At 67.2% G+C, this 26,220-nt stretch carries 23 protein-coding genes; 6 read left to right on the top strand and 17 right to left on the bottom strand.

Annotation, left to right across the window (positions count from 1 at the left end; all coding sequences use genetic code 11):
- Nucleotides 1–187: 187 nt before the first annotated feature.
- The 16 genes from bamA to AC13GF_RS00705 form a co-directional block, all read right to left on the bottom strand.
- Nucleotides 188–2,551 carry an outer membrane protein assembly factor BamA gene (gene bamA, locus AC13GF_RS00780; RefSeq protein WP_049436473.1) on the bottom strand — a complete coding sequence of 788 codons (2,364 nt, stop codon included), beginning with the start codon at nt 2,549–2,551 and terminating at the stop codon, nt 188–190.
- A 74-nt stretch (nt 2,552–2,625) separates the two neighbouring features.
- On the bottom strand, nt 2,626–3,984 hold the full coding sequence (gene rseP, locus AC13GF_RS00775; RefSeq protein WP_483002765.1) for an RIP metalloprotease RseP: 1,359 nt from the start codon (nt 3,982–3,984) through the stop codon (nt 2,626–2,628).
- 55 nt (nt 3,985–4,039) lie between these two features.
- Nucleotides 4,040–5,230: a 1-deoxy-D-xylulose-5-phosphate reductoisomerase gene (locus AC13GF_RS00770; protein WP_483002763.1), complete on the bottom strand. Its 1,191-nt coding sequence runs from the start codon at nt 5,228–5,230 to the stop codon at nt 4,040–4,042.
- Nucleotides 5,231–5,232: 2 nt separating this feature from the next.
- Entirely contained in the window at nt 5,233–6,069 is an 837-nt protein-coding gene (locus AC13GF_RS00765; RefSeq protein WP_010486331.1) for a phosphatidate cytidylyltransferase, read from the bottom strand.
- The gene (gene uppS / locus AC13GF_RS00760) at nt 6,066–6,833 is read right to left on the bottom strand and encodes a polyprenyl diphosphate synthase (RefSeq protein ID WP_032127943.1); all 768 of its coding nucleotides are present in this window, start codon (nt 6,831–6,833) and stop codon (nt 6,066–6,068) included. The genes AC13GF_RS00765 and uppS overlap by 4 nt, the downstream gene beginning before the upstream one ends.
- Nucleotides 6,834–6,838: 5 nt before the next feature.
- Nucleotides 6,839–7,393, bottom strand: coding sequence for a ribosome recycling factor (gene frr, locus AC13GF_RS00755; protein ID WP_032127942.1), 555 nt, complete (start codon nt 7,391–7,393; stop codon nt 6,839–6,841).
- 96 nt (nt 7,394–7,489) lie between these two features.
- Nucleotides 7,490–8,218: a UMP kinase gene (gene pyrH, locus AC13GF_RS00750; RefSeq protein ID WP_010486325.1), complete on the bottom strand. Its 729-nt coding sequence runs from the start codon at nt 8,216–8,218 to the stop codon at nt 7,490–7,492.
- A gap of 121 nt (nt 8,219–8,339) precedes the next feature.
- Complete coding sequence (locus tag AC13GF_RS00745; RefSeq protein WP_483002761.1) at nt 8,340–9,878, bottom strand: HDOD domain-containing protein; 1,539 nt, start codon at nt 9,876–9,878, stop codon at nt 8,340–8,342.
- Nucleotides 9,879–10,114: 236 nt separating this feature from the next.
- Entirely contained in the window at nt 10,115–10,990 is an 876-nt protein-coding gene (gene tsf / locus AC13GF_RS00740; protein WP_483002760.1) for a translation elongation factor Ts, read from the bottom strand.
- 126 nt (nt 10,991–11,116) lie between these two features.
- Complete coding sequence (rpsB, locus tag AC13GF_RS00735) at nt 11,117–11,923, bottom strand: 30S ribosomal protein S2 (protein ID WP_005408748.1); 807 nt, start codon at nt 11,921–11,923, stop codon at nt 11,117–11,119.
- 220 nt (nt 11,924–12,143) lie between these two features.
- Nucleotides 12,144–12,842 (bottom strand): fimbrial biogenesis chaperone, encoded by a 699-nt coding sequence (locus tag AC13GF_RS00730; protein WP_483002758.1) that lies wholly within the window; start codon nt 12,840–12,842, stop codon nt 12,144–12,146.
- Nucleotides 12,842–13,060: a hypothetical protein gene (locus AC13GF_RS00725; protein WP_159360787.1), complete on the bottom strand. Its 219-nt coding sequence runs from the start codon at nt 13,058–13,060 to the stop codon at nt 12,842–12,844. The genes AC13GF_RS00730 and AC13GF_RS00725 overlap by 1 nt, the downstream gene beginning before the upstream one ends.
- Before the next feature lie 231 nt (nt 13,061–13,291).
- Entirely contained in the window at nt 13,292–14,329 is a 1,038-nt protein-coding gene (locus AC13GF_RS00720; RefSeq protein WP_483002757.1) for a Csu type fimbrial protein, read from the bottom strand.
- Entirely contained in the window at nt 14,326–16,704 is a 2,379-nt protein-coding gene (locus tag AC13GF_RS00715; protein WP_483002755.1) for a fimbria/pilus outer membrane usher protein, read from the bottom strand. Before AC13GF_RS00715 ends, AC13GF_RS00720 begins: the two co-directional genes overlap by 4 nt.
- A 7-nt stretch (nt 16,705–16,711) precedes the next feature.
- Complete coding sequence (locus AC13GF_RS00710; RefSeq protein WP_483002754.1) at nt 16,712–17,461, bottom strand: fimbrial biogenesis chaperone; 750 nt, start codon at nt 17,459–17,461, stop codon at nt 16,712–16,714.
- Nucleotides 17,461–17,991, bottom strand: coding sequence for a Csu type fimbrial protein (locus AC13GF_RS00705; RefSeq protein WP_483002752.1), 531 nt, complete (start codon nt 17,989–17,991; stop codon nt 17,461–17,463). The genes AC13GF_RS00710 and AC13GF_RS00705 overlap by 1 nt, the downstream gene beginning before the upstream one ends.
- A 173-nt stretch (nt 17,992–18,164) precedes the next feature.
- Here AC13GF_RS00705 and map point away from each other — a divergent pair, with 173 nt between their 5' ends.
- The 6 genes from map to dapE are packed head-to-tail and all read left to right on the top strand — an operon-like array spanning nt 18,165 to nt 25,112.
- Nucleotides 18,165–19,007, top strand: coding sequence for a type I methionyl aminopeptidase (gene map / locus AC13GF_RS00700; protein WP_080355365.1), 843 nt, complete (start codon nt 18,165–18,167; stop codon nt 19,005–19,007).
- A 20-nt stretch (nt 19,008–19,027) separates the two neighbouring features.
- Entirely contained in the window at nt 19,028–21,637 is a 2,610-nt protein-coding gene (locus AC13GF_RS00695; RefSeq protein WP_483003677.1) for a [protein-PII] uridylyltransferase, read from the top strand.
- On the top strand, nt 21,637–22,716 hold the full coding sequence (gene dapD, locus AC13GF_RS00690) for a 2,3,4,5-tetrahydropyridine-2,6-dicarboxylate N-succinyltransferase (protein WP_483002750.1): 1,080 nt from the start codon (nt 21,637–21,639) through the stop codon (nt 22,714–22,716). The genes AC13GF_RS00695 and dapD overlap by 1 nt, the downstream gene beginning before the upstream one ends.
- 2 nt (nt 22,717–22,718) lie before the next feature.
- Nucleotides 22,719–23,585 (top strand): hypothetical protein, encoded by an 867-nt coding sequence (locus AC13GF_RS00685; RefSeq protein WP_483002748.1) that lies wholly within the window; start codon nt 22,719–22,721, stop codon nt 23,583–23,585.
- 31 nt (nt 23,586–23,616) lie between these two features.
- A complete protein-coding gene (locus AC13GF_RS00680; RefSeq protein WP_483002746.1) occupies nt 23,617–23,988 on the top strand; it encodes an arsenate reductase in 372 nt (123 codons plus the stop codon).
- Nucleotides 23,985–25,112, top strand: coding sequence for a succinyl-diaminopimelate desuccinylase (gene dapE, locus AC13GF_RS00675; protein WP_483002745.1), 1,128 nt, complete (start codon nt 23,985–23,987; stop codon nt 25,110–25,112). The genes AC13GF_RS00680 and dapE overlap by 4 nt, the downstream gene beginning before the upstream one ends.
- Nucleotides 25,113–25,184: 72 nt before the next feature.
- Here the strand turns inward: dapE and AC13GF_RS00670 are convergent, their stop codons facing one another.
- A complete protein-coding gene (locus AC13GF_RS00670; RefSeq protein ID WP_483002743.1) occupies nt 25,185–26,063 on the bottom strand; it encodes a tetratricopeptide repeat protein in 879 nt (292 codons plus the stop codon).
- Nucleotides 26,064–26,220 lie beyond the last annotated feature (157 nt).

The following is a 26,220-nucleotide window of genomic DNA, read 5'->3' as shown; positions in this document are numbered from 1 at the left end:
GATCAAAAGCAGAGCGGACGCTTCCGGCATCTAGGCCAAACGAAAACGCCGGGCAGAGCCCGGCGCTTCGTGCCCCGTCTGGTGGAGAGCCCCCCTTTGTTAAGGGGGGCGCGCCAGCGGCGCGGGGGATAGGTGAAATGCGCGGGCAATTCACCGGAGGTGGATCAGTTCTGAGGAACAAAGTTCCTCAGAACTGGCCACCGAACGTGAATTGCAGACGTTCGATCTTGTCATCGTCTTCCTTCTTCAGCGGGAAGGCGTAGCTGATAGAGATCGGGCCGACCGGGGCGCGCCACAGCAGGGCCACACCGGTGGACACGCGCAGTTCGTTGGCCTTGAAGTTCTTGGTGCCGTTGTAGACGTTGCCGAAGTCGACGAAGGCCGACACGCGTGCCGACGGGCTGTCGAACAGGCGCGGGAAGTAGGCTTCGACCGAACCCACCGTCTTCAGCGAACCACCCAGCGGCTGGCCTTCCGGGTAGCCGTTGGTGACTTCGCGCGGGCCGAGGGTGTTGTCTTCGAAGCCGCGCACCGAGTTGGTACCGCCGGCGTAGAAGTTCTCGAAGAACGGCAGGCCGCTGGCGGTCACCGTACGGGTGGTGCCGTCCGGGTTGGTCAGCGTGCGGGTGTAGTCGTTGCCATAGGCATCGCCGTAGCCCACTTCGGCACGGGTGTTGATCACCAGCGACGGCATGATCGGCCAGTACTTGCTGATCTGGTAGTTCAGCTTGTAGTACTCGATGGTCGAACCCGGCAGCGTGGTTTCCAGACCGATGCGCTGGTAGGTACCGCGGGTCGGCATGAAGTAGTCGTTGCGCGAGTCACGCGCCCAGCCCAGCTCGGTGCGCCACGCATGGAACGTGCGCTTACCGACTGCGTTGATGTAGTCGATGATCGACTGCGGGGTCGAGCCCTGGTAGGTGGTGATCTGGTTGCTGTCGATGCCGAACATCAGCGAGACGGTATCGGTCTCGGTGATCGGCACGCCGAACACCACCTGCGCCGAACCGTTGGTGCTGTTGTACTGCGCGGTGTTGAAGTCGGAGTAGTCCAGCTCGCGCCAGGACAGGTTGTAGCCCAGCGACACGCCGTCATCGGTGAAGTACGGGTTGGTGTAGCTGAAGCCGTAGCGCTGCAGGTAGCTGCTGCGCGAGGCTTCGACCGACACGCGGTTGCCGCCGCCGAGGAAGTTGTTCTGCGACAGCTGCACCGAGGTGGTCATGCCGTAGGACTGCGAGTAGCCCAGGCCGAACACGAAGCTGCCGGACGTGGTTTCCTTGACGTTGTAGACGACGTCGACCTGGTCGTTGCTGCCGCTGACGGCCGGGGTTTCCACGTCCACCGACTCGAAATAGCCCAGGCGCTGCAGGCGGATCTTGGAGCGGTCGATCGCGGCCTGCGAGTACCAGCTGTTCTCGAATTGGCGCATTTCGCGACGCATCACTTCGTCGGATGTGCGCGTGTTGCCACGGAACAGGATGCGGCGCACCGACACGCGCGGGCCGGGCACGACCTGCATGTTGATCGCCACGGTCTGCTCGGGGCGGTTGGTGGTCGGGATCGGGTTCACCTTGGCGAACGCGTAGCCGATGTTGGACAGCGAGTTGGTGATGGTGTCCGAGCTGAATTCCAGCAGCGCACGCGAGAACGTGTCGCCGGACTTCTGGATCACCATGCGCTCGACGTCCTCCTGCGGGAGGATCGTGTCGCCGCTGACCTTGATCTCGGAGATCTTGTACTGCGCACCTTCGGTCACGCCGGCGGTGAGGAACATGTCGCGCTTGTCGGGGCTGATCGACACCTGGGTCGAATCAATGCTGAAGTCGACATAGCCGCGGTCGAGGTACCAGGAATTGAGCTTTTCCAGGTCGCCGGACAGCTTTTCCTTGGAGTACTGGTCGTCACGGCGGTACCACGATGCCCAGTTGTGCTCCTTGGACTCCCAGGTCTCCAGGATGTCCTTGCTCTCGAACTTCTCGGTGCCGACCAGGTTGACGTGACGGATCTTGGCCGCCTTGCCTTCCTTGATGGCGATCGCGATGTCCACGCGGTTGCGGTCCAGCGGGCTCACCGTGGGGGTGATCTCGACGTTGTACTTGCCGCGGTCGTTGTACTGGCGGCGCAGTTCCTGGGTCACGCGGTCCAGGCTCAGGCGATCGAACGTGCCGCCCTCGGTCAGGCCGATGTCGGACAGGCCCTTGAGCAGCTGCTCGGACTTGATGTCCTTGTTGCCGGTCACGGTCAGCTTGTTGATCGCCGGGCGTTCCTTGACGGTCACCACCAGGATGCTGCCCTGGCGGTCCAGCTGCACGTCTTCGAAGAAGCCGGTCTTGTACAGGGCGCGGATGGTCTCGCCGACCTTGTTGTCGGTGACCGTCTCGCCACGCTCCACCGGCAGGTAGGTGAATACCGTGCCCGAGCTGATGCGCTGCAGGCCATCCACGCGGATGTCGCTGACAGTGAAGGGCTCGGCTGCCTGGGCCAGGGCGGGAGCGCCGGTGACGGCGGCGAGGGCGAGGGCCAGCAGGCGGCGATTGGGGAGTCGCGTCATGTCACGTCCGGTAGGAAGGTCGATTTCATTGGTGCGGGATGCCGACGCTGTAGACGGCAACAACGTGGAAAAGTTCATCGCGGGACCAGGCCGAGGATGTCGTTGTAGAACGCCAACCCCATCAGCCCGGCCAGCAACGCCAGGCCGATGTACTGGCCGGCGGCGATGGCACGCTCGCTCAGCGGGCTGCCCTTGACCAACTCGATAAGGTAATACAGCAGGTGGCCGCCGTCCAAGATCGGGATCGGCAACAGGTTGATGATGCACAGGCTGAGTGACAGCAGGGCAAGGAACTGCAGGAACCAGTCCAGGCCGCGTTTGGCTGAAACATTGGCCACGCGGGCGATGGTCACTGGCCCGGAAACGTTCTGCAGCGAGGCTTTGCCGGTGACGATGCGGCCCATCATGCCCAGCGAATCGGCCGCCAGGCGGCCTGTTTCGCGCACCGCCACGGTCACCGCATCCAGCGGGCCGTAGCGCAGCAGGGTGTCGTAGGGAGGGCTGAACTTGGTCGGGAACTGAACGCCGATCTGCCAGATCGGCTCGCCCTTGGAATCTTTGCCCTGACGCGGGGTGACTTCCAGCGCCAGGCGCTCACCGCCCCGCAGGACCTCGATCATGCCCGGGCCGCGAGCGCGGCCCAGCGTCTGGATCTCGCCGATGACCTGGTCGGCGCCGTCGATGCGCTGGCCGTCAATCGCCACGATCAGGTCGCCCGGCTGCAGCTGCCCGGCCACCACGGAGTCCGCAGTGAGCGACTCGACCAGCGCCGGCTGCAGCCACGACTGCCAGTACAGGCCGGCCAGGATCGGCACGCGTCGTTCATCGAAACCGGGGGGCAGCTGCGACAGCGGCAGGGTGCGCACGCGTACTTGGTCGGCCGGGTCCAGCACTTCCAGCTTCACGTCGCGGCGATCCATTGCTGCGGCGGTCAGCGCCATGCTGGCCTCGCCGAGGGTGACCACCGGGCGCTCGTCCACGCGCAGCACGCGGTCGCCGCTGGTCAGGCCGGCGCTGGCGGCGATGCCGCTGACACGGCCGATGGTCGGCGAATAGTCCTGCTTGCCGATCACGAACATCGCCCACAGCAGCAGGATGCACAGCAGCAGATTGGCGATCGGTCCGGCGGCGACGATGGCGATGCGCTGCCAGACGGTCTTGTGGTTGAAGGCCTGGCCGCGCTCGTGCGGGTGGACTTCAACCTCGCGTTCGTCGAGGAACTTCACATAACCGCCCAGCGGGATGGCGGCGATGGCGAACTCGGTACCGTGCTTGTCCCGCCGCGACCACAACGGCCGGCCGAAGCCGACCGAGAAGCGCAGGATCTTGACCCCGCACAGGCGTCCGACCCAGTAATGCCCGAACTCGTGGAACGTGACCAGCAGCCCGAGGCTGACAATCATCCACCAGACCGATCCGATGAAGTCAGTCATGCAGGCTCACAGTGGCGGGCAGGGGCGGCGGCGTCATGCTGGGCGAGGCGGTCGTTCAGGCGGCGTCGATGGCGTTCAGGGTCAGCTGGCGTGCCTGCTGGTCGGCGGACAGCAGGACCTCCAGTGTATCGGCTGGCTGGGTCGGCAGTGTTGAAAGAGCGTTAGCAACCAGCTCCGGGATGGTCAGGAAACCGATCCGGCCCTGAAGAAACGCTGAAACCGCCTCTTCATTGGCAGCATTCAGCACCGCCGGCGCGGTGCCGCCGGCCTGCATTGCCTGCCAGGCCAGGGCCAGGCAGGGGAAGGCGTCGGTGTCGGGGGCTTCGAAATCCAGCCGGCCCTGGGCCAGCAGATCCAGCCCGGACACGCCCGATTCGATGCGTTGTGGCCAGCCCAGGCCGACGGCCAGGGTGGTGCGCATGTCCGGCAGGCCCATCTGCGCCAGGGTCGAACCGTCCACGAACTCGACCAGCGAGTGGACCAGGCTCTGCGGATGCACCAGCACTTCGATGCGCTCACCGGGCACGCCGAACAGGTGGTGGGCCTCGATGACTTCCAGGCCCTTGTTCATCAACGTCGCCGAATCGACCGAGATCTTCGGCCCCATCGACCACTTCGGGTGGGCAACGGCCTGCGCCGGGGTGACCTGGGCCAGCTCGGCGCGGCTGCGGCCACGGAACGGGCCGCCGGAGGCGGTCAGCAGGATCCGGCGCACCCCGGCGCCGTCGACGCTGGCGTCGCGCGAGCGCAGGCACTGGAAGATCGCGCTGTGTTCGCTGTCAATCGGGATGATCTCGGCGCCGGCGCGTTCAGCAGTGCGGGTCAGCAGTTCACCGGCCAGCACCAGCGATTCCTTGTTGGCCAGCAGGATGCGCTTGCCCGCGGCGGCGGCGGCCAGGGTGGAAGACAGCCCGGCCGCACCGACGATGGCGGCGACCACGGTGTCGCAGGCATCGCTGGCGGCCAGCTGGTCCAGCGCGGCATGGCCGGCATGCGCCTCGGTGGCCAGTCCGGCATCGCGCAGGCCATCGCGCAGCTCAGCGAACAGCGATTCGTCGGCGATCACCGCGTGCGCGGGCCGGTGCTGGCGGCACAGTGCCAGCAGCGCCTGCACCTGGCGGCCGGCGGCCAGTACGGTGGCCTGGTAGCGCTGCGGGTGGCGGGCGATCACGTCCAGCGTGGAGGCACCGATCGAGCCGGTGGCGCCGAATACGGCGACCCGGCGCAGGTCTGCGACAGCATTCATGGTCAGAACCCGAAGATTTCCTTGCCGAGTGCGAACACCGGCACTGCAGCCAGGACGCCGTCGACACGGTCGAGCACGCCACCATGGCCCGGGATCAGGTGGCCCGAGTCCTTGGCGCCCGCGTGGCGCTTGATCAGGCTTTCGAACAGATCACCCAGCACCGAGGCGAACACGGCCACCACCGAGGTGATCAGCAGGCCCGGCAGGTGTGCGGTATCGATGCCGGCCAGCCAGCCCAGGCCGACGGCCACGGCGACACCGGCCAGCAGGCCGCCGAACAGGCCTTCCCAGGTCTTGTTGGGGCTGATGCGCGGGGCCAGCTTGTGCTTGCCGAAGTGACGGCCGGCGAAATAGGCGCCCGAATCGGCCGCCCAGACCAGTGCCAGGGCAGCCAGCAGCCACAGGTGGCCCTGCTTGCCCGGCGGATCGCCGCCGGCATGGATCAGCACCAGCGCGGCCCAGGCCGGAACGATGGCCAGCGTACCGGCCAGCATCTTCACGATGCGCGAGGGTGCCGACGGCTGTGCGCCGAAATTGAAGAAGCGCAGCCAGACCAGCGCCGCCAGCCACCAGGCGACGCCGGCCAGCGTGGTTATCTGGAACAGCACCAGCGTGCTGCCATCGGCCCAGACCAGCAGCACCATCAGCAGCAGGTTCAGCACCAGCAGCACGGTACGTGCCAGGGTGTCTTCGATGCCGGCCAGCTTCAGCCACTCCCACAGGCCGATCAGCAGCACCGCAGCGGCCGCCGCTGCCAGCCATTGGGTCGGCAGCAGCAGGATCGCGGCAATGGCGACCGGCGCCATGATCAGCGCGGCAAGGACTCGGGTCTTGGTCATGGGCTGGAAGTCTCGGTGGCCAGTGCGGCGATCTGGGCGCTGGTCAGGCCGAAACGACGCTCACGGCTGCCATAGGCGTCCAGCGCCTGCTGCAGCAGAGCGGGATCGAAGTCCGGCCACAGCGCCTCGGTGAACCACAACTCGGTGTACGCCAGCTGCCACAGCAGGAAGTTGCTGATGCGGGTGTCGCCACCGGTGCGGATGAACAGGTCCGGTGGCGGCAGGTCGGCCAGGGCGACCTGGCTGCCCAGCAGCGATTCGTCGATCTGTTCGGGCAGCAGGCGGCCGGCGGCGACTTCAGCGGCCAGCGCGCGCGCAGCACGGGCGATGTCCTGGCGGCCACCGTAGCTGGCGGCGATCGACAGGGTCAGGGTGGTGTTGTCCGCAGTGCGCTGCTCGGCCAGCTGCATGCGGCTGACCAGCCCGGCACCGAAGCGTTCGCGCTCGCCGATGAAGCGTACGCGCACGCCACGCCGATGCAGCTCGTCCACTTCGCGGTCGAGCGCGCCGAGGAACAGCTTCATCAACGCATCGACTTCTTCCTGAGGCCGACCCCAGTTCTCGCTGGAGAACGCGAACAGGGTCAGCGCCGGAATGCCCAGCTCAAGGCAGCGCTCGATGGTGCGGTTGACCGCACGCGCGCCGGCCCGGTGGCCGATCACGCGCGGACGACGGCGCTGCTGTGCCCAGCGCCCATTGCCATCCATGATGATGGCGATGTGGCGGGGCAGGGCAGCCGGCAACGGAGGCGGGACTGAAGGCATCGACTTCAGACCGACAGCAGTTCTTTTTCCTTGTCGGCAACGACCTTGTCGACGTCCTTGATGTTGGTGTCGGTCAACTTCTGGATGTCGTCCTCACCGCGCTTCTTCTCGTCTTCGCTGATCGCCTTGTCCTTGACCAGCTTGGCGATTTCCTTGTTCGCGTCCTGACGGATGTTGCGGATTGCGATCTTGGCGCCTTCGCCTTCCTTCTGAACCTGCTTGGCCAGCTCCTTGCGGCGCTCTTCGGTCGGCGGCGGCATGTTGATGCGGATCGCGGTGCCCAGGGTGTTCGGGGTGAACTCGGCGTTGTAGAGCCCCTTCTCGATCTCCTTGATCATGCTCTTGTCGAACGGCGTGACCAGCAGCGAGTGGGCGTCGGCGTTGGAGATCGATGCGACCTGGTTCAGCGGGGTGCTGGCGTTGCCATAGGCGCTGACCGTGACGCGGTCCAGCAGGGCCGGGGTGGCGCGGCCGGTGCGGATCGAGGTGAGGGTGTGCTTCAGAGCGTCGATGCTCTTGGCCATGCGCGTCTGCGCGTTGTTCTTGATGTCGTTGAGCATCGCCCGGTCCTGGGTGTAACTGGAATCGGGCGATTATAGGCGAATACGGGACGCTGCCGGGCCTGAATCGGCCCGGAGCTCGCCTGGCGCTCAGGCTCAGGCCGGGTCGCGGCCCTGGACCAGGGTGCCGATGTTCTCGCCGCTGAGGATCTTCAGCAGCTCGCCCGGCTGGCCCATGTCGAACACGCGCATCGGCAGGTCGCTGTCGCGGGCCAGTGCGAAGGCGGCGGTATCCATCACTTCCAGGCCACGGCGGATCACTTCGTCGTAGCTCAGGCTGTCGAAGCGGACCGCGTCGCTGTGCTTGTTCGGGTCCTTGTCGTACACGCCATCGACCTTGGTGGCCTTCAGCAGCAGGTCGGCGCCGATCTCGATCGCACGCAGTGCGGCGCCGGAGTCGGTGGTGAAGAACGGGCTGCCGACGCCGGCGGCGAAGATCACCAGGCGGCCCTTTTCCAGGTGGCGGATGGCGCGGCGGCGGATGTAGTCCTCGCACACGTCGTTGATCTTGATCGCGCTCATCACGCGGGCCTTGGCGCCCAGCTTTTCCAGGGCGTCCTGCATGGCCAGGGCGTTGATGACCGTGGCCAGCATGCCCATCTGGTCGCCGGTGACCCGGTCCATGCCGCCAGCGGCCAGGCCGGCGCCGCGGAAGATGTTGCCGCCGCCGATCACCAGCGCCACTTCGGCACCGGCCTGCTGGGCTTCGATGACCTCACGGGCCAGGCGATTGATGATCTTCGGGTCGATGCCGTAGTCCTCATCTCCCATCAGCGCCTCCCCGGACAGTTTCAGAAGGATGCGGCGATAGGCGAGCTTGGACATAGGGACCTCGGGTGCGTGGAAATCGCGGGCGATTCTACGCGCATGCGGCGTCGGGCCAAAGTGTTTTGTGCACTGCGGCGCGAAATCCTGCCATCCGCCCCACTCACGCGGGGCGTCCCGTTCAGCCCAGCTCGGCGCTGGCGGTGGCCGAAAGCTCGTCGTGGCCCAGGGCGCCGGGGGAGCGGGCGATCACCCGGTTGCGGCCCAGATTCTTCGAGCGGTACAGCACATCGTCGGCGGCGCGCAGCAGGTCCTGCACGTCGGCAAAGCGTTCGTAGCCGCCCTGGGTGGCCACGCCGGCGGAGAAGGTGACGAACAACGGCCCTCCCTCCAGCTCTGCCATCGGCGTGGCGACGATGTTGGCCAACACCCGGCGGATTACGTCCAGCGCCACCGATTCACTGGTATTGGGCAGCAGGGCGACGAATTCCTCGCCACCGAAGCGGGCCACGGTGTCGCTGTTGCGCAGCTGGCCCTGCAGCTTGCCGGCAAAGGCGCGCAGCACCTCGTCGCCGGTCAGGTGGCCGTGGGCATCGTTGATCTTCTTGAAGTCGTCCAGGTCGATGAAGGCCACCGACAGCGGCCAGCCCTGGCGCCCGGCGCGCAGGAACTCCTGTTCCAGCACCGCCTCCAGCTGCCGGCGGTTGAGCACGCCGGTCAGGGCGTCGCGGTGGGCCTGGTCGGCCAGGCGCTTGGCCCGCGCCTCGAATTCGTCGGCGCGGCGGCGCGCCTGGTCGGCATCCTGCAGCTCGCGCAGGTTGCGCAGGGTGGCCAGCTCCTGCGCGTGATCGATCAGTTCGCGCACCCGCAATGGCGAGTTCAGGCCGGCCTCGAACAGGCTGGCGATGTCCGGCAGGGCCTCGCTGATGCGGGTCAGCACCTGGTCGAATCGGGCGCTGTCGAGTTCCAGACGGTCGTGCACCTGGTGCAGGGCGCGCTCGCGGGCGGCATCGGCGTCGTCGTCCAGCCAGATGTCGGCGACCGCGCCGGACAGCTGCACGCAGGCCTGGAACGGCGATTCGGCAGCGTCTTCGTCCTCGCTGTGGCTGATGCTTTCCACCAGATAGCGCGGCAGACCCCATTGCTCGGCCACCCAGGCGCCGACATCGGCGTGGCTGCAACCGAGTGCGTCGCGCTCGCGGGCAACCAGATCCGTGTTGTCGCGTGCCTCGCGCAGCAGCGGCAGGTAGCGCTCCGACTCGGCCTGGGCCAGGCACAGCACGCCCAGGTCCTGCAGCAGCCCGGCCAGCATCAGCTCCTCCAGTCGGCGCAGGCCGCGGGCCTGGCCCAGCTGGCTGGCGGCCAGTGCGCTGAGAATGCTGCGCTTCCACGCGCGCTGGCGCAGGTCGTGGTCGGTACCGGCGCCGCCGGTCAGGCCCTGGGTGACGGTGAAGCCCAGGGCAAGGCTGATCGTGGCATTCAGGCCCAACATGGTCAGCGCCTGGCCGAGGTTCTCGATGCGGCGGCGGCTGGCGTACAGCGGCGAATTGGCGATGCGCAGCATGCGAGCGCTCAGCGCCATGTCGATGGCGATGATGTCGGCGGCGGTGGCGATGTCCGCTTCCGGGTCCTGGGCCAGTTCGATGATGCGCAGGGCAATACCGGGTGGCGAAGGCAGGTTGCGGCAGAGCGCCAGGGCAGCTGTCAGCTCGGGAGGCATGTCGGGTCGTTCAATTCCATTGGGACAAGAATACCTAGGAATGCATCACAGTCCGCGATTTTCGTTCCTGCTATGTGACTGTGGATTCCCTGCGCCGAGTATCGGCTTGATTCGCGCGCAACGCAAAGGTGCCGCTGTGCGCACCAATGGTGCGCAGCCACAGGGCCGCCGGCATAAAAAAAGAGCCGCGGTTTCCCGCGGCTCCTTCTGGTCGCTTCACAGCCCGAAGGCTGGAATCAGACCTGCATCGCCTTGGCAACTTCAGCGGCGTAGTCTTCCACCACCTTCTCGATGCCTTCGCCGACGATCAGCAGCTTGAAGCCAGCCACGTCGGCGCCAGCGGCCTTGACCACCTGCTCGACGGTGGTGTCGCCCAGCACATAGGTCTGGCCGTACAGGGTCACGTCGCTGACGATCTTGTTGATCTTGCCGCTGATGATCTTTTCCAGGATCTCGGCCGGCTTGGCCTTGTCCTTTTCGGACATCTTGGCCAGCTCGATTTCCTTTTCCTTCTCGACGAACTCGGCCGGAACGTCCGCAGCCTTGTTGTGCGGCGGCTTCAGGGCAGCCACGTGCATGGCCAGGCCACGGGCCAGCTCGACGTCGCCGCCGACCAGGTCGACCAGCACGCCAACCTTGCCGTTGGTGTGGACGTAGGCGCCGACGGTGTTATTGCCATCGACCTTCACCATGCGACGGATCTGGATGTTCTCACCCAGGGTCTGCACGGCGGTGGCGCGGGCTTCTTCAACGGTGCGGCCATCGGCCAGCTTGGCAGCCTTCACGGCTTCGACGTCGGTGGCGCCCGATGCCAGGGCGGCAGCGGCAACGGCGTTGACGAAGGACTTGAAGTTGTCATCGTTGGCGACGAAGTCGGTTTCCGAGTTGACTTCGACCAGCACGGCCTTGCCGCCATCCTGGGCCAGGCCCAGACGGCCTTCGGCGGCCACGCGGTCAGCCTTCTTGTCGGCCTTGGCAGCGCCGGACTTGCGCATGGCTTCAGCAGCAGCGTCGATGTCGCCGTTGGCTTCGGTGAGAGCCTTCTTGCATTCCATCATGCCGGCGCCGGTGCGCTCGCGCAGTTCCTTGACCAGGGAAGCAGTGATTTCCACGGGATTACCTCACGAAAGAAAGGGGTTGGGCCGGCATGGTGGCCGGCCCGTGTGACACGGTCCTGTCACGCGCCAAAGGCTGCGCGCAGGGAGGGTGGACGCCGGGCGTCCACCCCGGGGCCTGGATCAGGCCTGGGCGTCGTCGCCCTTCTTGGCAGCCTTCTTGGCCGGAGCGCGGCGGGCCGGCTTCTCTTCGCCTTCAGCAGCGGCTTCAGCGAACTCTTCCTCACGCACCGAAGCAGCGTGCGGAGCAGCAGCCTTGCCTTCCAGCACGGCGTCGGCAGCGGCGCGGGCGTACAGCTGCACAGCGCGGATGGCGTCATCGTTGCCCGGGATGGCGTAGTCCACCAGTTCCGGGTTGTAGTTGGTGTCGACCACGGCGATGACCGGGATGCCCAGCTTCTTGGCTTCCTTGATCGCGATGTCTTCGTGGCCGATGTCGATCACGAAGATGGCGTCCGGCAGACGGTTCATGTCCTTGATGCCGCCCAGCGAGGCTTCCAGCTTGTCGCGCTCGCGACGCAGGCCCAGCACTTCGTGCTTGACCAGCTTCTCGAAGGTGCCGTCGGTTTCACCGGCTTCCAGTTCCTTCAGGCGGGCAACCGACTGCTTGACGGTACGGAAGTTGGTCAGGGTGCCGCCCAGCCAACGCTGGTTCATGAACGGCATGCCGCAACGCTCGGCTTCTTCCTTGATGGTTTCGCGGGCGCTGCGCTTGGTGCCCAGGAACAGGACGGTGCCGCGCTTCTGGGCAACCGACGAGATGAAGTTCATCGCGTCGTTGAACAGCGGGACGGTCTTTTCCAGGTTGATGATGTGGATCTTGCCGCGGGCGCCGAAGATGTACGGAGCCATCTTCGGGTTCCAGTAGCGGGTCTGGTGGCCGAAGTGGACGCCGGCTTCCAGCATCTGACGCATGGTGACCTGGGGCATTGCAATACTCCTGATATGGAACCAGCGATTCCGCCCGCGGGGATAGGTATGCGGGACGCGTGGAAGCGCGATCGGTTCCGGGGTTGGGCTTCCCTGTCGCCTCCGTGGCCGAACTCCTTGCGGAGCACCCCGGCACGGATGGGGGCAGCAGGTGTGGATTCACCGGTGACGTCCGGTGTGGACGGTCTCCCGCGCACGCAGGCAGCAGGAATCCGGTCGATTATAGCCCGCTGGGAGCGCTCGCTGCAATTGCCGGGTCCGGCGCGGTCAGATCGACCACGCGGCCGTCCTGCAGCCGGGCCTGGAAATGGCCACGGGCATAGCCGTCGGCATGGGCGGGGAGGGCCCAGCGACGCTCCTGGCCCGCCAGCAGATAGCCGGCCAGTCCCGGCAGCAGCAGGGTACGGTGGCCATCGCCGGCAACGAACGCAAGATCGTGCAGGCGGGCGTGAACGGTACCTGCGTTGCGCAGTCGCACAAAGGGATGCGACGTGCCGGGTTCGATCCCGGCATGCAGGTCCGGCCGTGCCACGGGCACCGCGTGTCCCCGGAACAAGGGCAGCGAGTAGCGTGGCAGGTCCGGTCCGCTGGGGGCCAGGATCACCCGGTAGGCCTGTTCGATGGCAACGGGCGACGTCTCCCGAGGCAGCAGCCAGATGCGTTGACGGGTGCCGGGCGGGAGGTCGAGCCGGGCAGGGCTGGCCAGGATCCGGTCGCTGGGCCGCAGCTTTTCCGCGTCGGCCTGCTGTTCCCAGGCCAGGATCCGAACCTCGCCCTGCCAGCGGGCGGGTCCGGGGTTGTACAGCCATAGCTCGCCGTGTCCCCCTTCGGCCGGCAGCTGCAGGGTGGTCGGCACCAGGTCCAGCGCCGCCGCGGGCAGGGCCAGCAGCAGTGCCAGCAGGCTCAGCAGGATGCGCATCAGTAGATGACGGTCACGGCGGGCGCCGCGTCGTCGCTGTCGGCCGGCGGCGCCAGGTCGCGGATCTGTTGCGGAAGCTCGGGCGCGTCGCTGCGCTGGTGCGGTGCCGCGCATCGGGTGTTGCCGGCGTCACCGCTGCAGCCCTCGACCACGGTGAGCCGGATCTGCAGGGGCGTGCTACCGGGATCGGCCCACGCGGGCGTACTGGCGACCAGCATCGCCCCGATCAGAAGTGCGCGAACCACCTGCCATCCACCGTGCTGTAGGACCCGTTGCGCGGTATCGGCTGGATCGGCCGGAACTGTAGAGTCGACTGCCAGTCGACTTCTCCTGGCGCAGGGGTGATGCGCGCATCCACGCATGGCGTGGATCTACCGAAACCTGCCCCGGTGGGTGCCGATCATTCCAAACCCACCCCGGTGGGTGCCGACCGTTGGTCGGCACGCAGGTCAATAGGTGATGGTCACCTGCACCAGATCGTTGTAGGTGCCGGCCGGGGGCTGGCCGGTGACCGGCGGCACCCGGCCATAGATGGTCAGCTGCTGCGCGCTGCCACTTCCGGTGCCGCCAACGGTATCGACGTTGAGGGTATTGCCCCAGCGTAGGCTGCGCGCGGCATCGCGGTACAACTCATAGGGCAGGTAGTAGGTGCCGCTGCCAATGGTGGTGGCCATGCGCCGGGTGGTGGAGGCGCCGGGGTTGTTCTGGCCGTTGTTGAGGCTGATCTGGTAGGCGGTGTTCTTCAGGCAGGTCAGCGTGAGCGTGGCGGTCCGGTCGATGTTGGTGGGAATGCTGCCGGTGACGTTGCCGAAGTCCATGTTGGTGGTGACGTAGCTGCCGCATTGCGGCAGCACGTTGGCAGTGGCGGTGAAGCTGAAGGCCGCACTGGCGCTGTTGGTGCCGGTCGCGCCGCCGTTGCAGGCGGCCGGCACGGTGGCGTTGCCGAGCAGGACTTCGTTCCAGGCCCAGGTAAGCACCACGTTGGCGCCGCTGAAGGTGCTGCTGTAGGCACCCGAAGCGAGGATCTGGTTGGCGGGGATCTGCGCGAACAGCTGCACGGACTGCGCACCGCTGCCGCCGGTCAGCAGCGGCACGTTGTAGCTCATGGTCAGTTCCTGCGCGGGTGGCGTGCCGCGTGGCACCAGGCCGGTGGCCTGGCTGTAGCTGGCGGTGTTGTACAACTGGAAATTCATGGTGTCGCTGGTGGAGGTGGACATCGTGCGGAAGGTGGCGCTGCTGCCGCCGCCACTGCCTGCGCCGATACCCACGCAGACGCGGACGCCGGTAGTGGCCAGCAGGCTCAGTGCGGCGGTGGTGCAGGTCACTGTGATGTTCAGCGTTGCTGCCGTAGGGCCGGGAGCATTGCTGTTGATGTTGCCGAATGGCAGGGTCGGGTTCGCGGTTGCCGTGCAGACCGCTGTCGCCTGGGCCGGTAGTGCCGCGAGCAGGCCGGCGAACAGCAGCATGCCGAGCAGCAGCAGCCTCATGGCGCCACCTCCGGGATGCACGGCGGCGGTGCCGGCTTCGGCCGGGCGCCGGACGCCACTACCTTGGGCTGCTCGGGTACCTTCACCCGGCACTGGCCGCGGCTGGTGGTGATGTACAGCACGCTGCCAGCAGCAACGTCTTCCAGATACAGCAGGCCGTCATAGCCCACCGTGGCCTGGCGTCCATCGGGAAGCTGCACTTCGCTGCCCACTTCCAGTGGCTGCCCGTCCATGCCCTGAAGCGTCAGGCTCAGCGAGGGGCGCGAGCGCAACTGGAATGTCACGTGGGTGCCGGCGCGCTGGCGCGGTGTCACCCAGTCTTCGATGCGGTCGGCACGCATGTCCTCGGGCAGGTCCAGGGTGTCGATCGAGACCCGGTTGCGCTGCCAGGACAGCAGCGGACTGACCAGCAACAGGCCACGATCATCGGTGACGCCGATCAGGCGGTTCTCCAGCCGCACCGGCACGCCGCCGACGCCGTTGGTGCTGATCACCGCAAACGCGTCCGAGACCTCGCGGGTGGCGAACGCGTGCCCGCCCATCCAGACCAGGCTGCCACTGGCGCTGCCGTAGGCATAGTTGAGCCCGCCCTGGCGCGAGGCACCGAACGAGTAGCGGCCGACGTCATTGAGGATGCCGACTTCGGCCAGGCCGCCATTGCCGTCCTCGCCGTGGCGCACCTGCGCGCGCCAGCCAATGCCGCCTGCACTGCCATCGCCGGGCACCGGCTGGGTGACGTCGGCCACCCAGGTCTGGCTGTCGCCGTTGCGCTGGCTGGACAGGCTGGCCTGGCGGTTGTTGCCCAGGCTGGCGGTCACCGACAGATAGATGCTGCGGTCATCACTCTGGTCCAGGTTCTGGTTCACCGACAGGTAGGCCGACCAGCGCTGGCTCCAGGTGCGTGACCAGAACAGGCTGGCATAGCGGTTGTCTTCGCCATCGGGGTAGCGCAGGCGCAGGTAGCTGGCGCTGAGCGTGCCCAGCCGCAGCAGATCCAGCCCGACCGTGGCCTGTTCGCTGATGCTCGGCGGCAGGTTGCCCTGTAATGCGCCCAGGTCGCGGTAGTCGCCGTGGCTGCGCACGCTGCGTAGATTGAAATTGAGGCGACGGTTGTTCCAGCTGTAACCCAGTGCCCACTGCCCACCCTGCAGGCCGTGGTAATTGCTGTGCGCATAGGCCGCGTTGAACACGCCGGCGCCTCCCAGCAGCCACCAGCCGCCGATGCCGGCCTGGGCCAGGCCGCCTCCGCCCTCGGCATGCGCTTCACCGGTAAAGGTATCGCTGATGCCACCGCGCCAGCTGGCACTGGCCACGGTGCGATCGTCGTAGGCGAAGGAGCGCTGGCCGAAGTCTTCGCGCAACTGGCCAACACCGACCGACCAGTCCGACAGGCCCTTGGCCAGCAGTTGCTGGGTGCCATAGAAACTGAAATCCAGTGTCTGCATGCGGCCGAACGCGTCGGTGACCACCACCTGTGCGCTGCCGGTGCCGCTGATGCCCGGCTGCGCGGCCAGCTGGAACGGGCCGACCGGGACCTGGCCGCTGTACTGGCGCAGGCCATCGACATACAGCTCGACGGTGGAGGGCACCACGGCCTGGCCGAGGAAGCTGGGCGTGGGAGTGAGCACGCGATACGGCTGCAGGCCGTAGTTGCGGCCGATCTGCAGGCCGCCCAGGCGCACCGGGCGGGTCCAGTCGACGAAGCCGCTGTAGAAATCGCCGACCTCCAGCGTCATCGCCTTGTCGGGGAAATCCAGGCTCCAGCGCGTATCCAGGCGCACGCTCTCACCGCGCCAGCGACGGTCGCCGGGCTGCTGGTAGCGCCGGCTGACCGCGGTGTTTTCGAAGGTACCGTTGCCGACGCCGAACAGGCGCAGTTCCGAGCTCAGGCTGAGGTTGCCAAGCGTATCCACCCGGCTGCCATACACGTCGTAGTTGAGCAGCAGCCCGGGTGAGGCACTGCCTGCGGGGGCGCGCGTCTGTGGGCGGCTGAGCACGGTGGTCGGCAAGGTCAGCTGGTCCAGCGGCACGTCCAGCGCCAGGGTCTGCAGGCGTGCGTCATAGCGCACCACCGCGCCGCTGATCTGGTCCAGGTACACCGGTGCATCGCCGTGGGCGTTGAAGCCGAGTTGACGCAGTACGTCGGGGCTGGCCTGCAGGCGGCCACGGTTCTCGATGAAAGGCAGCAGTCCGCGTGGGGTGCTGTTGAGCGAAACGTCCAGGTACAGCGTCTGGTTGGCAGTCAACGGTGTGGGCGGTGGCAGGATCGCATCGGCGGAGATGCCTGATACATCGGCGGCGGCGGTGGCCGCTGCACCGGACAAATCGGCGGCTTGGATCGCCGCAGGAGCCAGGGCAGCAAGCAGCGCGCCCATCAACGCCTCAGCGAGCCGATGGGGGCGACAGCGGCGTCTGTTCCGACTCGCCATTGAGCTTGGCCGTGATCTGGTCGTTGTCGCGGTCGATCGCCGTGCGCTCGATCGGCCAGCGCATCACCTGCCCGGGCAGCACGTAACCCAGCAGTCCGGGATGCACGATGCGTGGGCGCGTGGCACTGCCCAGCGCGAGATCGGCGATCTGCGCATAGCTGTTGCCCGCGTTGGCCACCTCGACGCCGTTGCGGCCATCGGGCAACTGCACCAGGCGGGCCTGCAGCTGCGGCGCAAGCTTGCCGGCGGCGGGCTGCACGAACACCGGTATCGAATAGCGCAGCACGAACTGCATGCCTTCGGCGCGGGTGGCCAGATCGGGCACCTCGTCGACAATCAACCGGTAATGCTGCTGTGCAGGCGGTGGCGTCCTGTCCGGACGCATCACCCGGACCAGCTGCTGCTGTCCGGCAGCCAGTTCCTGCATCGGCGGGGTGACCACCAGCTCATCGGTGGGCAGCAGTTGCTCCTGGCCGCCCTGCTGCACCCAGCGGAACACCCGCACCTGCAGCTTCACCGGCGAGGTGCCGCTGTTGGTCAGCCAAAGCTCGCCGGCACGCTGGCGCGCTTCCAGCTGCAGGCTGGTCGGGGCGACCTGCAGGCTGGTGGCTTCGACCGGGGCGGCGAGTACCAGGCTCAGGACGAGCAGCGCCACGCCGGTGGCGCGCCACGGGCGGGGTCCGGCCATGCGGGCGTACTCCATCAATAGGTGATCGTGGCGGTAACCGTATCCAGGTAGTTACCGGTCGCCGGGTTGTTCGTGCTCAGGTTCAGGATCTGGCCGTAGACGATGTAGGGCACCGCCAGGCCGGTGCCGATGCCAGCCTGGGTGTTGGTGCCGGAGGTGGCGCCCCAGACCAGGGTGTGCGCGGCGTCCTGGTACAGCTGGTAGCCCACGAAGTTGTTGGCGGTTACCGCGGCGTTGGTGTTCTTCATCCGGCGGGTGGTGACGTCGTTGGCGGTGCTGGCGTTGGCGCCCGCATTCAGCGAAATCGTGTACGGGGTCAGTGCCGAGCACTGGGCGGTCACCGTGCCCTGGCCCAGGGTGGGGGTCGCGGTGGTCGAGGCCGCCGTGCCGAAGTCAACGTTGGTGGCGGCAGCGGCCGTGATCGTGCAGGCCTTGGTCACCACCAGGGTGACATTGAAGGTGGTGGTGTCTGCGGCCAGGGCCGGGCCGGACAGCAGGACCCCGGCCAGGGCCCAGGCAAGCTGGGAACGAAGCGCGGATCGCATGGACAACCTCCCTGACCCGAAGGTCCGTTGAACAAGGCGAAGGCGGCACGTTCGGCACCGCTTCGGCGACGGTGACCCCAGCTTAGGTGGCGTAAGTGTCTGTATTCCGTGATAAACAGGGAGGCGAAAGGGTGGCGGTCATCACGCTTTCACTTTCCTTGCCGGAACCGTGCATGGCCCGGATCGCCAGTTGGGTGGCGTTCGTTCAGATTGTGGCCGGATCGGCGATAATGGGGGCCATGAGCGTGAATCTGAAAACCCCGCAGGAAATCGAGATGATGCGAATCGCCGGCCGCATGGCCAGCGAAGTGCTCGACATCGTCACCCCCCACGTCAAGCCCGGTGTCACCACCGAGGAACTGGACCGCATCTGCCACGACCACATCGTGAACGTGCAGGGCGCCGTTCCGGCCAACGTCGGCTACCGCGGCTTCCCGAAGACCGTGTGCACCTCGGTCAACAACGTCATCTGCCATGGCATCCCCAGCGAAGGGAAGGTGCTCAAGGATGGCGACATCATCAACATCGACGTCACCGTCATCAAGGATGGCTGGCACGGCGACACCAGCCGCATGTACTTCGTCGGCACGCCGTCGGTGATGGCCCGCCGCCTGGTGGAAACCACCTACGAAGCCATGTGGCGCGGCATCCGTGCGGTACGCCCGGGTGCGACCCTGGGCGATATCGGCCATGCCATCCAGAGCTATGCCGAAGGCGAGCGTTTCAGCGTGGTGCGCGAGTATTGCGGCCACGGCATCGGCAAGGTCTACCACGATGAGCCGCAGGTGGTGCATTACGGCCGCCCGGGCCAGGGCCTGGTGCTGCAGCCGGGCATGACCTTCACCATCGAGCCGATGATCAACGAGGGCACCCGCTACAACAAGGTGCTGCCGGATGGCTGGACCGTGGTGACCAAGGACCGCAAGCTGTCGGCGCAGTGGGAGCACATGATCGCGGTCACCGAGACCGGCGTGGACGTGCTGACCCTGTCGCCGGGCGAGTCGCAGGTCTCCTGAAGATGCTGCCGGCGAGTTCGCTGCTGGACACGCCGGCCGCGTCGCTCAACGACCCGGACTGGGCTGCTGCCGCGCGCCAGGCGCTGCAGCAGGCCGACGCCCGCCTGTACCGCCGCTTCGACCAGGGCGACAACATCGAGCGCCTGCTGGCGCTGCGCGCGCGCGCCGCCGACCATCTGATCCGGCTGGCGTGGCAGCGTTGCCTGCCAGCCGATAGCGGGCTGTCGTTGTTCGCGGTGGGGGGCTACGGCCGCGGTGAACTGTTCCCGCGGTCGGACATCGACCTGCTGGTGTTCGGCGATCCGCCGGCACAGTTGGCGCATGAATCGGCACTGGCACGCCTGTTCGCCCTGCTGTGGGACTGCGGGCTGGCGGTCAGCCATGCGGTGCGTTCGGCGCCGCAGTGCCGCGAGGCGGCGGCGGACCAGACCGTACTGACCGCGCTGATCGAGGCGCGCCCGATCCTGGCCGATGATGCGGCGCGCCGCGCGCTGCGCGAGGCCATCGACGATCGGGAATTGTGGCCGGCACGCGCGTTCTTCCTGGCCAAGCTGGAAGAGCTGCGCAACCGCCACCAGCGTTTCGGCGATACCGCCGACAACCTGGAGCCGGACCTGAAGGATGGCCCCGGTGGCCTGCGCGACCTCAACACGCTGGGCTGGATGGCACTGCGTGCCTTCGGCGTGCGTGACCTGGAGGCGCTGGTCGGGCTCGGTCATCTGGGCGCTGACGAAGCCGCAGCGCTGAAGCGCGAACGTGCGGTGCTGGCGCGGCTGCGCTTTGGCCTGCATCTGGTCGCGCGTCGCCCGGAAGAACGCCTGCGTTTCGATTACCAGAAGACCCTGGCTGCACGCCTGGGCTTCGAAGACGATGCCGAGAACCTCGGTGTCGAGAAGATGATGCAGGGCTTCTACCGCGCTGCGCTGGTGGTGCGCCGGATCAGCGACCGCCTGCTGCAGCGCTTCGAGGAGCAGTTCGATGGCGAGGCCCAGCCGGAACCGCTGACCGTGGGCTTTTCCCTGCGCCGTGGCTACCTGGCGGCCAACGAGGCCGACTGGCCGCGCGGTGATATCGGCCAGGTGTTCGCGCTGTTTGCCAGCTGGGCCAACAACCCGCAGGTGCGCGGCCTGCATTCGCTGACCGCGCGCGCGCTGGCCGAAGCGCTGCCGCTGTTGCCGGCCTACGACCAGGCCGACGCCGATGCGCGCGAGCAGTTCCTGGCGCTGCTGCGCGGCCAGCGCCCGGTCGATACGCTCTCGCGCATGGCGCGGCTGGGCGTGCTTGGCCAGTGGATTCCCGCGTTTGCCCAGGTCAGCGGGCGCATGCAGTTCGACCTGTTCCATGTCTACACCGTCGACCAGCACACGCTGATGGTCCTGCGCAATATCGGCCTGTTCGCCAGCAGCCGTGCCGACGAGCGCTTCTCGATCGCGCATGAAGTGTGGCCGCGCCTGCGCAAGCCGGAGCTGCTGCTGCTGGCCGGCCTGTTCCATGACATCGCCAAGGGCCGTGGCGGCGACCATTCGGAGCTGGGCGCGGTGGACGCGCGCGTGTTCTGCCAGGCGCATGCGCTGAGCACGTCCGATACCGAACTGGTGGCGTGGCTGGTCGAACAGCACCTGCGCATGTCGGTGACCGCGCAGAAGCAGGACATCGCCGACCCGGAGGTGATCCATCGCTTCGCCACCCTGGTCGGCAGCCGCGACCGCCTGGACTACCTGTACCTGTTGACTTGCGCCGACATCGCCGGCACCAGCCCGAAGCTGTGGAATGCCTGGAAGGACCGCCTGCTGGCCGACCTGTACTTCGCCACCCGGCGCGCGCTGCGCGAGGGGCTGGAACACCCGGTGCCGGCGGCCGAGCGCGTGGCCGAAGCGCGTGACAGCGTGCGTGCGCTGGTGCGCGAGCGGGGTTACGACGATGCCACCATCGACCGCCAGTTCGCGGTGATGCCTGATGAGGGCTTCATCCGCCTGCGCCCGGAACAGCTGGCCTGGCAGGCCGCCGCGCTGGTGCCGGTGAAGCAGGGCCAGGCGCTGGTGAAGGTACGCCGGATCAGTGTCGACGACCCCGCGCTGGAAGTATTCGTGCATTCGCCGGACCGCGACGGCCTGTTCGCCGCGATCGTGATGACGCTGGACCGCAAGGGCTACGGCATCCACCGCGCACGCGTGCTGGACGGTCCGGCCGATACCATCTTCGATACCTTCGAAGTGAACCCGGCCGATACCTTCGCCGATGGCAGCAGTGCCAACCTGGAAGCGGCGCTGCGCGAGGCACTCAGCGGTGACCTGTCGCGCCTGCGGCCGTCACGCCGGGTGGTGCCACGGCAGCTGCGGCACTTCCGTTTCGCCCCGCGCATCGAGTTTCGCGATGAGCCGGGCGCAACCCGTTTTGCCCTGGTCGCCCCCGACCGCCCCGGCCTGCTGGCCGATGTGGCGTTCGTGCTGCGCAACCAGGGCCTGCGCGTGCATGATGCGCGCATTGCCACGTTCGGCGAACGCGCCGAAGACACCTTCGTGATCAGTGACGAACACGACCTCCCCCTGACTGAACCTGCCCGGCAGCAGCTGCATGACGCGATGCTGGCCTGCCTGGACCCTGATCGAAACGCCGGAGACCCCGCCTGATGGCCACCAAGCCCGCCAAGAAGACCGCCGCGACCACCAAGAGCGCAGCGGCCCGGAAACCTGCTGCCGCCGCACCGGCCGCGAAGAAGACCACCGCGCCGAAGAAGGCTGCTGCGGTGAAGGCCCCGGCGAAGAAAACGGCGGCGGTGAAGCGTGCTGTGAAGAAGCCGGCGCCGGCCAAGAGCGCCGAAGCCGTCCGCGCCGAAACCATCGCCCGCAAGTCGCTGCGCAAGCCGTCGGCCCCGGGCGTGGAAGAACTGAAGTTCGGCATCGAGAGTGCCTTCGAGCGCCGCGCCACCTTGACCCTGCATGAGCTGGAAGGCTCGACCAAGCCGCTGGTCAACCGCGTGATCGACGGCCTGGAAAGCGGCGAGTTCCGCGTCGCCGAGCCGGACGGCCAGGGCGGCTGGAAGGTCAACGAATGGTTGAAGAAGGCCGTGCTGCTGTACTTCCGCGTCAACGACATGGCCGTGGTCGACGCCCGCCCGGCGCCGTTCTGGGACAAGGTCGAATCGCGCTTCGCCGGCTATGACGAAGCGAAGTTCCGCCGTGGTGGCGTGCGCGTGGTGCCGGGCGCGATCGCCCGCCGCGGTACCTACTTCGGCAAGGACGTGGTGCTGATGCCGAGCTTCACCAACATCGGCGCCTACGTTGGCGAAGGCACCATGGTCGATACCTGGGCCACTGTCGGTTCCTGTGCGCAGATCGGCCAGCACTGCCACCTGTCCGGCGGCGCCGGCATCGGCGGCGTGCTGGAGCCGCTGCAGGCCAGCCCGACCATCATCGAGGACCACTGCTTCATCGGTGCCCGTTCGGAAGTGGTGGAAGGCGTGGTGGTCGGTCACCACAGCGTGATCGGCATGGGCGTGTTCCTCAGCCAGAGCACCCGTATCTACAACCGTGCCACCGGCGAAATCACCTACGGCTACATCCCGCCGTACAGCGTGGTGGTGTCCGGCTCGCTGCCGAGCAAGGACGGTACCCATTCGCTGTACTGCGCGGTGATCGTCAAGCAGGTTGATGCCAAGACCCGCAGCAAGACCAGCGTCAACGACCTGCTGCGCGGCCTGGCCGACTGAACGTGACTGCGCCGGAAGATCTGGCGCAGTCCGCGATCTACCAGCATCCGTCCGACACCCTGTTCGGGCGGATGCTGCCGCGCCTGCTGCACGCCCCGCGCTGGACCCGGCTGCGCCGCGCACTGTCGCGGCGCTGGCCGATGCCGGCGCTGGTCAGTGATGTGCGCGACGTGGTCTACGTGAGCTGGTGGGTCGACGTGCGCCACGCACCATCGCCACCGCCGGGCCATCATTACGTGGTCCATGCCGGACGTACGCCTTACACCATCCTCAGTTACCGTCACGGCCACTTCGGGCCCGCGTTGGCCGGGCCGCTGCGTTCCCTGATGCCGTCGCCAAGGCAGAGCAACTGGCGCTGGTACCTGCGTCGTGATGACGCTCCGGACGGGACACCGGTGGTGCTGTTCGACCGCAACGTGATGGACCAGCTGGCTTTCGTGGCCGGCGCGCGTGCCTTCAGCGATGCCATGCAGCCGCATCTGTCCACCCGCTTCGAGCATGCGGTGGGCGCCGATGGCGGTGGGCACACCCGGATCGAAGGCGGGCAGGGCAGTGCGCCGGGGCTGCTCCTGCAGTGGCAGGCCGCTGTGGGCTGGGAGGATGCGGCGTGGACGGCTGCCTTCGGTGGCCATCAGGCCCTGCTGCGCTTCCTGACCTGCCAGGACGAGGCCATCGCCCGCACCTGCGACTGTCGCTGGGCCAGCACCCGCATCGCGCTGCCGGTGGAGATCGACCGCCTGCAGCCGCTGCAGCTGGATGGCGAGCTGCAGTGCCCGCGCCTGCAGGCGATGGGCGTGAACCTGGCCGAGGGGCTGGCCTTCCTGCTGCCACGGGTGCCGTTCCGGGTCGTGTCCGAGCGCCTGTTGTGAGATTCTGGCCCTCTGTTTTCCAGCATCACAGATGGCCATGAGCACCACTGTCTACGGTTTGAAGAACTGCGATACCTGCAAGAAGGCGACCAAGTGGCTGGACCGCTTCGGTGTGCCGTACACCTTCATCGACTACCGCGACAACAAACCCAGCCCGGAAATGCTGCTTGCGTGGGCAGCGCAGCTGGGTGGCCTGGCCGCGATGGTCAACAAGTCCTCCACCACCTGGCGGCAGCTGCCGGACAACCGCAAGGCCGCCGATTCCGAGGCCGAATGGAAGCTGTTGCTGCGCGAGTACCCGCAGCTGATCAAGCGCCCGCTGGTGGTCACCGCCGACGGCGCGGTCAGCCAGGGTTTCAGTGACAGCGGCTTCAAGGCCCGCTTCGGTGTGGGTGACGCATGAGCGCGGTCCTCGACCTGACCTGCGAACTGATCGCACGCCCCTCGGTGACGCCCGATGATGCTGGCTGCCAGGCCCTGCTGGCGGCACGCCTGAAGCAGGCCGGGTTCCAGTGCGATCACCTTCGCCTGGGCGAGGTCGACAATCTGTGGGCGACCCACGGCCAGGGCGCGCCGGTACTGGTCCTGCTGGGCCACACCGACGTGGTGCCAACGGGCCCACGCGAGGCCTGGACCAGCGACCCGTTCACGCCGCAGATCCGCGATGGCGTGCTGTATGGCCGTGGCACCGCCGACATGAAGGGCAGCGTGGCCGCGTTCGTGGTGGCCGCCGAGCAGTTCGTCGCCGCGCATCCCGATCATCCCGGTACGCTGGCGGTGCTGCTGACCAGCGACGAGGAAGGCGACGCCATCGATGGCGTGCGCCACGTCGCACGGTTGTTCGCCGAGCGCGGCCAGCGCATCGACTGGTGCATCACCGGCGAGCCGTCGTCGACCGCGACGCTGGGTGACCTGCTGCGCGTGGGGCGTCGTGGCAGCCTGTCGGCCAAGCTGCGCGTGCAGGGCGTGCAGGGCCACGTGGCGTATCCGGAAAAGGCACGCAACCCGATTCACCAGGCCGCTCCGGCCCTGGCCGAACTGAGCGCGCGGCGCTGGGACGAAGGCTACGAGAGTTTCCCGCCGACCAGCCTGCAGATCTCCAACATCCACGCCGGCACCGGTGCCAACAACGTGATTCCCGGCGAGCTCGAAGTGGATTTCAACATCCGCTACAACCCGCACTGGGATGCGCCGAAGCTGGAGGCGGAGATCACCGCACTGCTGGAGCGGCATGGCCTGCAGTACACGCTGAAGTGGCATCGCAGCGGCGAGCCGTTCTACACCCCGGAAGGCACGCTGCGCGCCACCGCGCGCGCGGTGCTGGCCGAGCACATCGGCCGTGCGCCGGAAGAAAGCACCGGCGGCGGCACGTCCGATGCGCGCTTCATCGCGCCGCTGGGTGCGCAGTGCATCGAAGTGGGGCCGGTCAACGCCAGCATCCACCAGGTGGACGAGAACGTGCGCGTGGACGATCTGGAAGCGTTGCCGGGGCTGTACCAGCGCCTGGTGGAACGGCTGCTGGCGTGAACCCCGCGGTGGAGATGCCTCGGTCCTGCTGAGGTGGGTGCCGACCGTTGGTCGGCACACCTCCCGGCGGCACTATTCCGAAAAAATGAAGAACGGCGGCTCGACCGCCTTCTTCCAGTAACTCGGCGCCGCCATGTAGAAGTGCTGCGCCTCTGCCTTGGCAAACCAGCGTGCCGCGGCCTCGGTGTCCTTCTCTACCCCCGGCGCACTGCGGCCCAGCAGCAGCCCGGCGAAGTACTGGCCGAACACATTGCCCTTCTCACCGGCGCGCTGGTACAGCTGCAGCGCACGCGCCGGATCGCGCGGCAGTCCCATGCCTTTCTCCAGCAGTGCGCCCAGGTCCACCTGCGCCTCGGCATCGCCACGTTCGGCGCGACGCTGGATCTGCGCAACCAGTGGATGCACGGTGGCTCCCTGTGCTGCTACCGCATCCGGTAGATGTGACGATGAACTCGGGTAGCGCTCGTAGATCATTCCGCGCAGGTCCCAACGCAGCGCCTGTTGCGCGTCGCCCCGCTGACGATAGGCCTTGGCGAGCCCGTGGAACGCATAGGGATTGCCGTGGTTGGCGGCCGCCAGATAGGCGCGCTCGCCACGTCGCCAGGACGCGCGCAGCACCGGCGACGGGTTGACGTGGGGGCTGTCGGCATGGCGCAGCGTGCCGGAGGTCCAGATCCGGCCCAGTGCTTCTTCCGCCTTGGTGTTGTGGAAGGTCCAAGGGGTGATCGCTGCGGCACGCTCGTAGTAGGCGATGGCGCGCGGATCGTTGAAGCGTTCGAAGGCTTGCGCGGTATCGAAGGCACCTTCGAAGCTGCCGTCGGTTCCGCGTTGTTCCAATGCCTGCTGCTGGGACTGCGGCAGGGTAGAAGGCGGGGCCAGGGTCTGGCAGGCCGCCAGGCCCAGGCAGAGCAGGGCAGCCAGTGCCCCGGTGCATCCATTGCGGTGTTGCATTCCTGTTACACGTTCTACGGCGGGCCATTATGCGCTCCAGGCGTGGTTGCCGACGCAACTGTTGCGCCGCGCCGGAAACCGGGGTAGGGTCGATGCCATGTCGATCCGCCTGGCCACCGCCGTCAATAACAACAACCGCAATAATCTGCGCGCGAAT

The sequence above is a fragment of the Stenotrophomonas sp. 22LJNL06-5-1 genome (genome assembly GCF_056861455.1).
The sequence above is the reverse complement of the archived record's forward strand: the minus strand, read 5'-3'. Positions and strand labels throughout refer to the sequence as shown.